Raw genomic sequence first — 12,619 nt, forward strand, 5'->3', positions numbered from 1 at the left:
TAATGTCTGCTCTTACTGGGTAACAGCGCGCAATTCAGTGACGGTACGCGGTTTGTGCCCCAGCAGCGCATCGACATCATTGGCTTTTGGTTTCACCAGCACAAAGCGGTTCACATAGTTGTCCCACTCAGCCAGAATGCGTTCCCCCAGCGGGCTGTGAGTATTTTCCACATGCTCGGCGATGAGGCCGCGTAGATTTTCCTGATGCATGGTGAGTGCGGCGATGTCTAAACCTTCAACCAGCTCAGAATTAATACGCTGTCTGAAGCCGCCATCCACATCCAGCACATAGGCAAAGCCACCAGTCATACCGGCACCGAAATTGATACCGGTTTTGCCTAATACACACACTACTCCGCCGGTCATGTATTCACAGCCGTTGTCGCCAATACCTTCCACCACGACTGTGGCACCAGAATTACGCACCGCAAAGCGCTCACCTGCCTTGCCAGAAGCAAACAATTTGCCACCAGTAGCACCATAAAGGCAGGTATTGCCAATAATGGTGGTGTCTTCTGGCCGGAAAGCAGTGCCGCCATGCGGCCTAATCACGATTTTGCCGCCGGCCATACCTTTACCGACATAATCGTTGGCATCGCCAGTTAGATACAGATTCATGCTACCAGCCAGCCAAACACCAAAACTCTGTCCGGCAGTACCATTTAGATAGATGTCAAAGCGTTGTGAAGTACGGCCACGATTTCCATGAGTAGCAGCAATCTGTCCGGCTAAGGCAGCGCCTACGGAGCGGTCGGTATTATTGATATCATAGGTCAGATCCACATCGGCACCGCTCTGTACGGCATCGCCAACGTCCTGCATGATAGTGTGATTGAGGCGACCAGTATCGAATGGCGGATTGGTTTGCGTACAGTAGCGAGCACTGCCATCCGGTACCTTGGGTGAATACAGTAACTTGCTTAAATCCAGCGTACCCTGTTTCGGAGTGATGCCAGCAACGATTTCCAATAGCTCCGTGCGGCCGATTAAATCAGTCAGGCGGGTGATGCCGAGCTGTGCCATGATTTCACGCACATCCTGTGCAATGAATTTAAAATAATTCATCGCTTTTTCAGGCAGACCGTGGAAATGTTCGTGGCGCAGAGTGTCATCCTGCGTAGCCACGCCAGTGGCACAGTTATTCAGGTGACAGATACGCAGATAGCGGCAGCCCAGCGCAATCATCGGGCCAGTGCCGAAGCCAAAGCTTTCCGCTCCCAGAATAGCCGCTTTAACGATGTCTAGACCGGTTTTCAAGCCACCATCAACCTGTAACCGCACTTTGTGGCGCAAATTGTTTTCTACCAGTGCCTGCTGGGCTTCTGCCAGTCCCAGCTCCCACGGACTACCAGCGTATTTCACACTGGTTATCGGGCTGGCGCCAGTGCCGCCGTCATAGCCGGATATAGTAATCAAATCTGCATAAGCTTTGGCTACGCCGGTAGCGATGGTACCCACGCCCGGTAAAGACACTAGTTTTACCGAAATCAGCGCACGCGGATTAATCTGTTTTAAATCGAAAATCAGCTGTGCTAAATCTTCGATGGAATAAATATCATGGTGCGGGGGTGGTGAAATCAAGGTGGAACCGGGCACAGCGAAGCGCAATTGCGCGATGTATGGGGTGACCTTATCTCCGGGAAGCTGTCCGCCCTCACCCGGTTTGGCACCTTGCGCTACTTTTATCTGAATCACATCGGCACTCATCAGGTAGGCCGGTGTGACGCCAAAACGTCCCGAAGCCACTTGCTTAATCCGTGAAACACGTTCGGTGCCGTAGCGACGTGGGTCTTCGCCACCCTCGCCAGAGTTGGAATAGCCGCCCAGACGATTCATCGCCGTGGCCAGTGCCTCATGTGCCTCTGGACTTAATGCACCAATCGACATAGCCGCGCTATCGAATCGTTTATATAAATTTTCTGCTGCTTCTACCTGTTCAAGTGCCACTGGTGTGGCTGCTTCCGTTTTAAGCCGTAGCAAATCCCTCAGCATGGAGGGAGGGCGTTTATTCACAGCATCCGCATAGTGGCGGTAACGGGCATAGTCACCGCTGTTGATGGCAGCCTGTAAGGTATTCACCACTTCTGGATTGTAGGCATGGAATTCACCCTGCGGCTTGTATTTCAGAAAACCGCCAATTTCCAGACCACGGCTTTTCTGCCATGCACGTTTGTGGAACCAGCGCAGATCATCTTCTAGCTGTGCAAATGTAGCCCCTTCAATACGGTTTACCATATTTTTGAAACACAACTGCATGACTTCATGATGAAAACCAATGGCTTCGAAAAGACAGGCACAGCGATAAGACGAAATGGTAGAGATACCCATTTTGGAAATGATTTTATACAGACCCTTATTGATACCATTACGGAAATTGAGCATCACCTGCCGTAAAGGTTTAGTAATCGCACCAATACTTACCATTCTGGCCAGACTTTCATACGCCAGATACGGATACACCGCTGTAGCACCTAGACCAATCAGTACGGCAAAATGGTGCGGATTTCGTGCAGATGCGGTTTCAACCACAATATTGGCATCGCATCGCAAATTGGTTTCTACCAGCCGCTGCTGAATCGCGCCCACACTGAGCACAGCCGGAATCGGCATAGCATTACGGCTGACATTGCGATCAGATACCACCAGCAGAACTGCCCCATTTCTGACCGCAGCAACTGCCTCATCACACAAATGCAGCAAAGCTTCCTGCAAGCTGGTTTCATTTGGGTTGTACACCGCCTGCAGGTGATGATGCTGATAGTGTTCGGCAGAAAGCTGAAGCAACTGCTGCATATCGGAGTAAAGCAATACTGGTGATTTAAAATTCACCCGATGCGACATGCCTTCAGCCTCAAAGAACACGCTCATCTCACGCCCGATACAAGTATTCAGGCTCATCACATGCTTTTCGCGTAAAGGGTCTATTGGCGGATTGGTTACCTGAGCAAAGTATTGGCGGAAATAATCAAACAGCAGGCGTGGTCGCTGCGAAAGTACTGCAAACGGCGTATCGTCTCCCATCGAACCTACTGCTTCCTGTCCATTCTCGCCCAACACACGAATCACACTTTCCAGCTCTTCCATGTCATAGCCAAATAGTTTTTGGTAAACCAACAGCTGGTCTGCTGAAAAAATGGCTTCTCCGGTTTCATTTTCCGGCAGTTTTTCAAATGGAATTAGCGATAAAACATTTCTGTCTAGCCATTCTTTATACGGATGGCGCGTTTTCAGCTCGGTATTAATGTCTGCCGACTGCATCAACCGTCCTTCACGCGTATCAATCACCAGCAGCTCACCGGGGCCGACACGGCCTTTTTCAACCACCTCATCGGGAGCGTAATCCCAGATACCTACTTCGGAGGCAATAGTAATCAGCTTATCTTGCGTAATCACATAGCGCGCTGGCCGCAGACCATTGCGGTCGAGCGTACAGGCTGCATAGCGCCCATCACTGAGCACAATTCCTGCCGGCCCGTCCCATGGCTCCATATGCATAGAATTGAAATCGTAAAATGCGCGTAAATCGTCATCCATATCTGGATTGTGCTGCCATGCCGGTGGTACCAGCAAACGCATAGCACGAAACAAATCCATACCACCATTCACAAACAGCTCCAGCATATTATCCAGAGAACTGGAATCCGAGCCAGTTTCATTCACAAACGGCGCAGCGGTCTGTAAATCCGGAATCAAAGGCGTATGGTATTTGTAGGAGCGTGCTCGTGCCCAAGCACGGTTGCCGGAAATGGTATTGATTTCCCCATTGTGCGCCAAATAGCGAAAAGGCTGCGCCAATTGCCACCGCGGCAGCGTATTGGTAGAAAAGCGCTGATGAAACAGACAAATTGCACTTTGCATACGCAAATCAGCCAGATCAGGATAAAAGCGCGGCAAATCCTTGGGCATGCATAGCCCTTTATATATCATCACCTGATTAGACAAGCTGCAAATATAAAAATCTCGGTGACTAATGCGTTTCTCAATCCGCCGGCGCGTCATAAACAGCCGCCGCTCCAAATCGCGCGGCAGCCAGCCGGCAGGTGCATTCACAAACACCTGCTCAATATGTGGCATATCGGCTAACGCAATGGCGCCAAGCATTTTAGGGTTGGTGGGCACCGTGCGCCACAGAGAAATATTCAGCGTTTCCTGCGTCAGCTCTTCTTCAATAATGGCTTTGTACTCCTGTGCCAGCGCCTCATCGCGCGGAAAGAAAATCATGCCGACGGCGAAATTTTTAGCCAGAGTGATGCCGCTTTCCTCAGCCACAGCCTGAAAGAATTTTTTCGGCATTTGCAGCAGCAGGCCACAACCATCACCAGTTTTACCATCTGACAAAATCGCGCCGCGATGCTGCATGCGCGACAGCCCCAATATTGCGGTACGCACCACCTTATGGCTGGGTTCACCCTCAATATTGGCGATTAATCCAAAACCGCAGTTTTCTTTTACCAGAGTATGGTCGTATAAGCCGGACATCAGGAAACCTCGTTTGCTGCACTGATTGCAAAGCACAATTTAGTTAGACAAGGTAACAAACATACAAAAATTTACCCTTTAACGTCAAAACCTTTTTTCATAGAAACGATAAAAAAAACGCTATAATTTGAATCAATTACAGCATAAATCACTACCCAGAGACATATATATGCAGATTAAACCGGCATTTAATCAAAAAATCACTATATTTCACCAATTTACATAAACGTGTTAATCAGTCTTCAGAAAGCAAAAAAATTTGCTGAAAACACGAATAATGTCATCAGCAAATTATTCTAAATGAAAATAATAATCAATTATTATTGTAATTCAATTATATATAACAACTGGCAGCCTACACCTGACCCTAAAGAAAAAAATTGTCCTTATCCTGCGTATCTTTAACTTGAATGAATGTGCAGACTTTATTTGAAATCCTCTCACCAGCCTAAAACATTTTCTAATTTATGTTTGCGACAACAGCGCAGATCTTGCGCCAAAAATAGTATTCAATAATCCCTATCCAGAACCAGAAAAGTAAATTCTCTGAGCAGCACCATGCCGATGATCACCGGCAATATATTCATTTCCATTCCAACCAATATCAATTTTTTGCCAAAATATTCATTTAATCTCCCACTGGTAAAGCTATCTGCCTAAATAAACACAACTGATAGAAAATGAAAATTAACAAACAAATGACATTTAAAGTATTTATCGATAAAATAAAATATCATTACAAAATTAAAATAAATTTAAATAAATGAAAAATATTTTTTGCCTGATCATCATTGCCTTTCTCTGTGGTTGTATGACTCCGAAAGGCGATTATCATATTGTCGCGGAAGATGAATTTGGAAGAGATTTAGCTCCGAATATTAAATTTGTTGCACAAAATGGCACAGGTATTACCAGCACTAAAATTAGCCTGTGTGCAGGTTCTCCAGGAGCTATTATTCGCATATACGATTTACATACAAACGAAGAAATAAAAAGTCTAAGTCCACGTAAATGCCGCTGAAAAAACGAAAAGACGCATTGAAATTTTAGCGGCTAAAATTCACGCGTATCGTAAATAACAGCCAAAATACGCATCTTCTAGTTTGCATGCTGTATTTTGCCATCAATAAATAAGGGAGATGCCCGCATCTCCCTTGAAGTTTTATTCGTTTACCACACCTGCGTGCTCAGCCTGCACATCTGCATGATAACTCGAGCGAACCATCGCCCCAATAGCACCATGCTTAAATCCCATCTCATAAGCACGTTTTTCAAAAGCCTTAAACTGCTGCGGTGTCACATAGCGCAACACTGGCAAATGGCTGTTGCTGGGTTGCAAATACTGGCCTATGGTAATCATTTCTACATCATGGTCGCGTAAATCCTGCATCACTTGCAGAATTTCTTCATCACTTTCACCCAGACCAACCATCAATCCAGACTTGGTGGCTACTTCAGGACGTAGCACCTTATATTGCTTCAGCAATTTCAGTGAATGCAGATAATCTGCACCAGGACGCGCCTGTTTATACAGCCGCGGTGCCGTTTCCAGATTATGATTCAGCACATCCGGCGGAGTCTGCGCCAGAATTTCCAGTGCAATATCTAGGCGTCCACGGAAATCCGGCACCAGCACCTCAATCTGAGTATGCGGGCTGGCTTTACGGATAGCAGTAATGCAGTCAGCAAAATGCTGCGCACCACCATCACGCAGATCATCACGGTCAACAGACGTAATCACCACATAGCGCAAATTCATCGCTTTTACCGAAGCAGCCAGATGGCTTGGTTCCTGCTCATCCAGCGGATTAGGACGGCCATGGCCAACATCGCAAAACGGACAACGACGAGTGCATATATCACCCATAATCATGAAAGTAGCCGTACCCTTGCTAAAACATTCACCGATATTTGGACAACTGGCTTCCTCACATACCGTATGCAACTTCTGTTCGCGCACGATACTTTTAATTTCAAAAAACTTCTGACTGCTCGGTAAACGTGCCCGAATCCATTCCGGTTTTTTCAGCTTTTGTTCCAGAGGAACCACTTTAATCGGAATACGTGCCGTTTTTTCTGCACCCTTGTGTTTTACCCCTTGGCTGTTATCTTGATTCATAGTACAACTTTCTGTGTAGATGGCCGCTCAGGAGGCGGAGCATTCAATTGCAAACTCAGGTAGCCGGTTAAGCGTTCTGCCACTTCAGCCAGTGTTGGACACGGCTTTATCAGCTCAGCAATCTGCGTCATATGCAAGCCGGCATAGCCGCAAGGATTAATGTGTGTAAACGGAGTCAGGTCCATATTCACATTCAGCGCCAGCCCGTGATACACCGCACCCTGTTTAATGCGCAGCCCCAGCGACGCGATTTTCCGGCCGCTAACGTAGACACCGGGCCGTTTCGGGTCATTCTCCGCTGCAATGCCATAATCGGACAGCGTAGCAATAATACTGTTTTCCAACCGGCTTACTAGCTCACGCACGGTAATATGGCGACGCTTAAAATCAATCAGCGTATACACCACCAACTGACCCGGGCCGTGATAAGTCACCTGCCCACCGCGGTCTATCTGTACTACCTCAATATCATCATGCACCAGAATATGTTCCGGTTTACCGGCCATGCCCTGTGTAAATACGGGCGGATGTTCAACAACCCACAACTCATCTTCGGTTTGGGCTGTGCGAGCAGCCGTAAAATCTTGCATTGCAGCAAATACCGGCTGATAAGCGCGTAAACCCAGCTGCACCACTTTCATAGTACAACTTTCACCATCGGATGGCTGCTTAAAGAACGATAAATATCATCCAACTGCTGCTGACTTTCGGCACGAACCACCACTGTAGCACTAATATAATTACCCTTACTACTCGGGCGGGTATTAATATCTGAAGCTGCGGTTTCTGGCGCATGCTGCTGCACCACGTCCAGCACCCGAGCCGCAAATTCCGGATGCTGTTCACCCATTACCTTAATCGGGAAATCCAGCGGAAATTCAATAATACTGGTTTTCAGATCATCACTCATCTTCATACCTTTCCTGTTTGGTCACGTTTTTACCATGTAAATCACATGCAAAACAGGCTTAATCACGTAAAAAAATTTAATCACAGGCAAACAGCAGCCTTAAACCCATATTAAACAGCTCTTTTCTGTGCCAGATAGGTTTGCAGACCCCGTTCACGCAATACACAGCTTGGACACTCACCGCAGCCGCCTTCCACGCCGTTGTAGCAAGTGTGCGTATGCTCGCGCACATAATCCAGATAGCCAAGCTCATCTGCCAGCGCCCATGTCTGTGCCTTGTCCAGATACATTAGCGGCGTAATCAGACGAAACTCATAATCCATAGCCAGATTCAACGTCACATTCATCGACTGTACAAACACATTGCGGCAATCCGGATAGCCGGAAAAGTCGGTTTCACATACGCCAGCAATCACATCATGAATACCCTGTCCTTTAGCAAAAATAGCGGCATACAACAGAAACAACGCATTACGGCCATCTACAAACGTATTCGGCAGCCCATTTGCCGGAGTTTCAATAGACTCCTGCTTATCCATCAGCGCATTATGCGTAATGCTTTGCAGCAATGACAAATCCATTACCGTCTGGGCTACGCCTAAGTCCTGCGCAATCCAGCGTGCTTTTTCCAGCTCAATCGCATGGCGCTGACCATACTGAAAAGTAATCGTCTGCACATTTTCACGCCCATAAGTCGCAATAGCCTGTAATAGACAAGTCGTCGAATCCTGACCGCCGGAAAAAATTACCAGCGCTCGAGTATGTTGTTTCATTATTTCGTTTCCTTAGTTTTGATTTCAGAAACAGCCGTAAAAACCGCTTTTACCGCCGTCTGACGTGGGAAGTTTGCGAACCACGCAAGTACTTATTATAAAACATTTGCTCTTCCCCTACCGACAGCCAGTCCACGAAAGCCACCAAAACAGGTAAAATAAACCGCTTTACTGCTTTAAATTCAAATATTCAAACATGTTGGTACTGGGAATCGAATCATCCTGTGACGAAACCGGCGTTGCCCTATACGACACCGAACACGGACTACTGGCTCATCAGCTGCATACACAAATTGCCATGCACGCCGAATATGGCGGCGTCGTGCCCGAGCTGGCCAGCCGCGACCATATTCGCCGCCTAACACCGCTTACACAGGCGTGTCTGCATCAGGCCGGCAAAACTTTTGCCGACATCGATGCCATCGCCTATACCCAAGGCCCAGGACTAGGTGGTGCATTACTTGCCGGAGCCAGCTTTGCCAACGCACTGGCTTTTGCCCTAAATAAACCCATCATTCCCGTCCATCATCTAGAAGGCCATATGCTGTCGCCGTTGCTCAGCGACGACAAACCGGATTTTCCATTTGTCGCCTTACTGGTTTCTGGCGGTCACACCCAATTTATGGCCGTCAAAGGCATCGGCGACTACACCCTACTGGGCGAAAGCATCGATGATGCAGCCGGTGAAGCATTTGATAAAACTGCCAAACTACTTGGCCTGCCCTATCCAGGCGGTGCCAAACTGTCCGAGCTAGCCAGACTTGGCCACAGCGGCAGCCTGCATTTTCCGCGCCCCATGCTGCATTCGCATGACCTGAACATGAGTTTTTCCGGTTTAAAAACCGCCGTACTTACTGCCGTCAACAAAATCAAAGCAGAAACTGGCTGCGGCGAAGCTTTACCCGAACAAATCAGACATGATATCTGCCGCGAATTCCAGAACGCCGTTGTCGATGTACTGACCAGCAAAGCCAAACAGGCACTACAGCAAACCGGCTACAAACAACTGGTCGTAGCTGGCGGTGTGGGTGCCAATTGGCAGTTGCGCCAAAGCCTCAGCAGCCTTCCTGAAGTGCATACATTTTTTCCTCCGCTAGCCTACTGCACTGACAACGGTGCCATGATTGCCTTTGCCGGAGCTATGCATCTGTCCAGCGCCCGCCCTACCGGCAGTTTTAATGTTAGACCGCGCTGGCCGCTTAGCCAGATTGTCAACTAACCCGCCCCCCTTGCCTCTCAACTTGTAGCGTTTGATATGTATGATTGAAATAAAAAATCTCAGCTTACAGCGTGGTAGCAAACAGCTTCTGCAACACGCCAGCCTGACCATCTATCCCGGTCAGCGCGTCGGCCTGATTGGCAAAAATGGCACCGGCAAATCCAGCCTGTTTGCCCTGCTGGAAGGAAAAATCAGCCATGACAGCGGCGACCTACGCCTACCCAAACACTGGCAGCTAGCCACCGTCAAGCAGGAAACACCGGCACTTGATATCCCTGCGCTGGACTACGTACTTCAAGGCGACACAGAATTACAGCAACTACAACAACTGCTGCAACAGGCCGAAGCAGGCAACGACGGACTCAAACAGGCCGAACTTCATGCACGTCTAGATGAAATCGGTGCCTACAGCGCACCAGCACGTGCCGCCAAATTACTAAACGGCCTAGGTTTCTCACAGCAAGAACAGCAACAGCCAGTAAAATCATTCAGCGGTGGCTGGCGTATGCGCCTAAATCTGGCTCAGGCACTCATGTGCCGTACTGATCTGCTTCTACTAGACGAACCCACCAACCATCTGGATTTAGAAACTGTCCTGTGGCTAGAGCAACATCTGGCCGGTCTCGAAACCACCCAGATAATCATCTCGCACGACCGCGATTTCCTCAACGCCACCACCACCCAAACCGTCGAACTGGCACAGCAACAACTGACTCTTTACGGTGGCAACTACGATTTCTACCAGCAAGAGCGCGCACAGCGACTCGCACAGCAGCAGGCCGCCTATATCAAACAACAGGCACACATACAGCATCTGCAATCCTTTATTGACCGCTTCAAAGCCAAAGCCACCAAAGCAGTGCAGGCACAGAGTCGCATCAAAGCATTGGCCAGATTAGAACGTATCGCACCAGCTCATCTGGACAGCGAGTTTTCATTTGAATTTGCCCAGCCAGACCATCTGCCCAATCCGCTGCTAAAACTGGAAAACATCAATCTAGGTTATGGCGACCGAACGGTATTGCACAGCATCGACCTCTCAGTCGAATCGGGTGCCCGCTATGGTCTGCTAGGTGTCAATGGCAGCGGTAAATCCACCCTAATAAAAGCCATCTCCGGCAGCCTGCAAGCATTAAGCGGACAGATTGTGCGAGCCGAAAAACTCAAAATCGGCTACTTTGCACAGCACCAGCTTGAAACCTTACGTGCCGACCAAAGCCCAATATGGCACATTCAGCAACTGTCTCCAGACGTGCGCGAACAGGAAATTCGCAATTTCCTTGGCAGCTTTGCGTTTATCGGCGATATGGCAATGCAACCTATAGCCCCTTTTTCAGGTGGCGAAAAAGCAAGGCTGGCACTGGCCATGATTGTGTGGCAGAAGCCCAACCTTTTACTGCTGGATGAACCCACTAACCATCTGGATTTAGACATGCGCCACGCCCTGACACTAGCGTTACAAAGCTTTCAGGGCGCATTAATCGTAGTGTCGCATGACCGTAGCCTGCTCGAATCCACCACCGATGCCCTGATATACCTTAATCATGGTGAGCTAAGACACTTTGATGGTGACCTAAGCAACTACCGCCAATGGCGTCTGACACAAGAGCAAACCAGTATCGACCAGCCGCAAAACTCCAGCGACAGCATTAAGCGCAAAGAGCAAAAACGCATCGAAGCACAACAGCGGCAGGAACGAGCCAAACTGACCAAACCCTTGATGAAAAATATCGAAAAAGCCGAACGCGACATGGAAACCTGGCAACAGCAGCAGCAGGAAGGCGAAGCCTTTCTCGCCAGCGAAGAAGCCTACCTTGACGAAAACCGCACAAAATTACAACAAACCATTACCCAACTAGCCGAGCTCAAAGTAAAATTAACCCAAACTGAAGAAAAATGGCTTGAATGGCAGCAACAGCTTGAAGACATCAGCCAACAAAACTGAATGATTGATGTACAAGGTTTAATAATGACATATAAAAAAGCGCTTCCCATACTGATCATTTCTGGCAGTCTGCTCATCAGTGCGCAAGTACCGGCAAAAGTATATACCTGCCTTGAAAACGGCGAAGTTGTCTATACATCAAAACCTAAAGGCAACTGTGCCGTCGCTAGCTTGCCTGCTATCGGCAGCTATAGCGACAGCCGCCCCAGCTACCGCAGTAGTAGCTCTTCAACAAGCGTGCGTAGTCGACCGCGCCCGGCCACACGCGTAGCCACAGCATACAGTGGACCCCAGCCCTCGGTAAATATCGTACCCAAAGGCAGCGACAATACCCGCCGTGCAATCCTGCAACAGGAACTGACCAACGAGCGCAACGCACTGGCTCAGGCACAGGAAGCACTTAACCGCAGCCGTACTGGCAAAGGCGGCAATACTACCGAGTTGCAAAGCGCCGTACTCGACCGCCAGCAGAATATTCAGGCCATTCAGCGCGAACTTGGCCGCATGTAACCCCCTGACAAAGGACAAATCATGAAAAAAAACCTCATTCTGGCTGCACTATGCTCCTTACTGAGCACTACTGCACTAGCACAGATATACGAATGTACCGACAGCCGTGGCAACCACAGCTATTCAGAAGTACCAAATGGCAAAAACTGTCGTCAGGCCAATAATTTAGGGGGAAATTTCTCCACCACACCTGCCTACAAACCTGCTGTGGACAACCATTCTGCTCCCACAGATAACAACGAAACAGAAAAACAGCCTAACCAGTCAGCAATAGCTTCTGCACGAAAAAATCTTGCTGATGCCAAAAAAGCGCTGGAAGAAGGCAAAAAAATACGTTTGGGCAACGAACGCAACTACGTACGCTATCAGGAACGCATCAAAGGATTAGAAGATGCCGTACAAGCCAGACAACAGGAACTGGACAAAGCCATGAATGGCAACTAAATCACAGATATCCCTGCTTACAGTTTTTTCCTTCATTCTTTAGCAGGGATAATTCATTAAGCAAATTATATTCAGATTAAAATTTTATAAAAAATCTACTATATCAATCTGGCACCATTGCTTACATACCGAATTATCCACCAGCCCTTTTTCAGCCAAATCAAGAAAGCTATCTGATTATTTAGATCAACAAACAGATTAACATCTTTCTGACTAATAC

At 48.2% G+C, this 12,619-nt stretch carries 10 protein-coding genes; 5 read left to right on the plus strand and 5 right to left on the minus strand.

Features of this window, described 5'->3' with window-relative positions:
* Nucleotides 1-12: 12 nt before the first annotated feature.
* Nucleotides 13-4,479 carry a glutamate synthase large subunit gene (gltB, locus tag J3U67_RS07975; protein WP_267404666.1) on the minus strand — a complete coding sequence of 1,489 codons (4,467 nt, stop codon included), beginning with the start codon at nt 4,477-4,479 and terminating at the stop codon, nt 13-15.
* An 811-nt stretch (nt 4,480-5,290) separates the two neighbouring features.
* Between gltB and J3U67_RS07980 the strand changes: the two genes are divergently transcribed.
* Nucleotides 5,291-5,500 (plus strand): hypothetical protein, encoded by a 210-nt coding sequence (locus tag J3U67_RS07980; protein ID WP_267404668.1) that lies wholly within the window; start codon nt 5,291-5,293, stop codon nt 5,498-5,500.
* Between the two features lie 141 nt (nt 5,501-5,641).
* Here J3U67_RS07980 and lipA read toward each other — a convergent pair whose 3' ends face one another.
* The 4 genes from lipA to queC all read right to left on the minus strand — a co-directional run bounded on the left by lipA (nt 5,642) and on the right by queC (nt 8,281).
* The gene (lipA, locus tag J3U67_RS07985) at nt 5,642-6,598 is read right to left on the minus strand and encodes a lipoyl synthase (protein ID WP_267391441.1); all 957 of its coding nucleotides are present in this window, start codon (nt 6,596-6,598) and stop codon (nt 5,642-5,644) included.
* Entirely contained in the window at nt 6,595-7,239 is a 645-nt protein-coding gene (lipB, locus tag J3U67_RS07990; protein ID WP_267391442.1) for a lipoyl(octanoyl) transferase LipB, read from the minus strand. Before lipB ends, lipA begins: the two co-directional genes overlap by 4 nt.
* Nucleotides 7,236-7,508, minus strand: coding sequence for a YbeD family protein (locus J3U67_RS07995; RefSeq protein ID WP_100156240.1), 273 nt, complete (start codon nt 7,506-7,508; stop codon nt 7,236-7,238). The genes lipB and J3U67_RS07995 overlap by 4 nt, the downstream gene beginning before the upstream one ends.
* 110 nt (nt 7,509-7,618) lie before the next feature.
* On the minus strand, nt 7,619-8,281 hold the full coding sequence (gene queC, locus J3U67_RS08000) for a 7-cyano-7-deazaguanine synthase QueC (protein ID WP_267391443.1): 663 nt from the start codon (nt 8,279-8,281) through the stop codon (nt 7,619-7,621).
* Nucleotides 8,282-8,477: 196 nt separating this feature from the next.
* Between queC and tsaD the strand changes: the two genes are divergently transcribed.
* From tsaD to J3U67_RS08020, 4 genes are read left to right on the plus strand one after another with little or no spacing between them, the layout of a single operon-like run.
* Nucleotides 8,478-9,500 carry a tRNA (adenosine(37)-N6)-threonylcarbamoyltransferase complex transferase subunit TsaD gene (gene tsaD, locus J3U67_RS08005; RefSeq protein ID WP_267391444.1) on the plus strand — a complete coding sequence of 341 codons (1,023 nt, stop codon included), beginning with the start codon at nt 8,478-8,480 and terminating at the stop codon, nt 9,498-9,500.
* 40 nt (nt 9,501-9,540) lie between these two features.
* Nucleotides 9,541-11,445 carry an ATP-binding cassette domain-containing protein gene (locus tag J3U67_RS08010; RefSeq protein WP_267391445.1) on the plus strand — a complete coding sequence of 635 codons (1,905 nt, stop codon included), beginning with the start codon at nt 9,541-9,543 and terminating at the stop codon, nt 11,443-11,445.
* Between the two features lie 24 nt (nt 11,446-11,469).
* Nucleotides 11,470-11,955, plus strand: a complete 486-nt coding sequence (locus J3U67_RS08015) for a hypothetical protein (protein ID WP_100152702.1) — start codon at nt 11,470-11,472, stop codon at nt 11,953-11,955.
* Nucleotides 11,956-11,976: 21 nt separating this feature from the next.
* Nucleotides 11,977-12,399: a DUF4124 domain-containing protein gene (locus J3U67_RS08020; protein WP_267391446.1), complete on the plus strand. Its 423-nt coding sequence runs from the start codon at nt 11,977-11,979 to the stop codon at nt 12,397-12,399.
* The last annotated feature ends 220 nt before the right edge of the window (nt 12,400-12,619 follow it).

This window comes from Snodgrassella sp. B3837 (assembly GCF_026535955.1).
Lineage (GTDB): Bacteria > Pseudomonadota > Gammaproteobacteria > Burkholderiales > Neisseriaceae > Snodgrassella > Snodgrassella alvi_E.

What these genes read in the sequence shown, in the direction of transcription:
- J3U67_RS08020 (WP_267391446.1), top strand. Translation starts at nt 11,977, where the DNA reads ATGAAAAAAAACCTCATTCTGGCTGCACTATGCTCCTTACTGAGCACT.
- J3U67_RS07995 (WP_100156240.1), bottom strand. Translation starts at nt 7,508, where the DNA reads ATGAGTGATGATCTGAAAACCAGTATTATTGAATTTCCGCTGGATTTC.
- lipA (WP_267391441.1), bottom strand. Translation starts at nt 6,598, where the DNA reads ATGAATCAAGATAACAGCCAAGGGGTAAAACACAAGGGTGCAGAAAAA.
- queC (WP_267391443.1), bottom strand. Translation starts at nt 8,281, where the DNA reads ATGAAACAACATACTCGAGCGCTGGTAATTTTTTCCGGCGGTCAGGAT.
- J3U67_RS07980 (WP_267404668.1), top strand. Translation starts at nt 5,291, where the DNA reads ATGACTCCGAAAGGCGATTATCATATTGTCGCGGAAGATGAATTTGGA.
- gltB (WP_267404666.1), bottom strand. Translation starts at nt 4,479, where the DNA reads ATGTCCGGCTTATACGACCATACTCTGGTAAAAGAAAACTGCGGTTTT.
- tsaD (WP_267391444.1), top strand. Translation starts at nt 8,478, where the DNA reads ATGTTGGTACTGGGAATCGAATCATCCTGTGACGAAACCGGCGTTGCC.
- lipB (WP_267391442.1), bottom strand. Translation starts at nt 7,239, where the DNA reads ATGAAAGTGGTGCAGCTGGGTTTACGCGCTTATCAGCCGGTATTTGCT.
- J3U67_RS08015 (WP_100152702.1), top strand. Translation starts at nt 11,470, where the DNA reads ATGACATATAAAAAAGCGCTTCCCATACTGATCATTTCTGGCAGTCTG.
- J3U67_RS08010 (WP_267391445.1), top strand. Translation starts at nt 9,541, where the DNA reads ATGATTGAAATAAAAAATCTCAGCTTACAGCGTGGTAGCAAACAGCTT.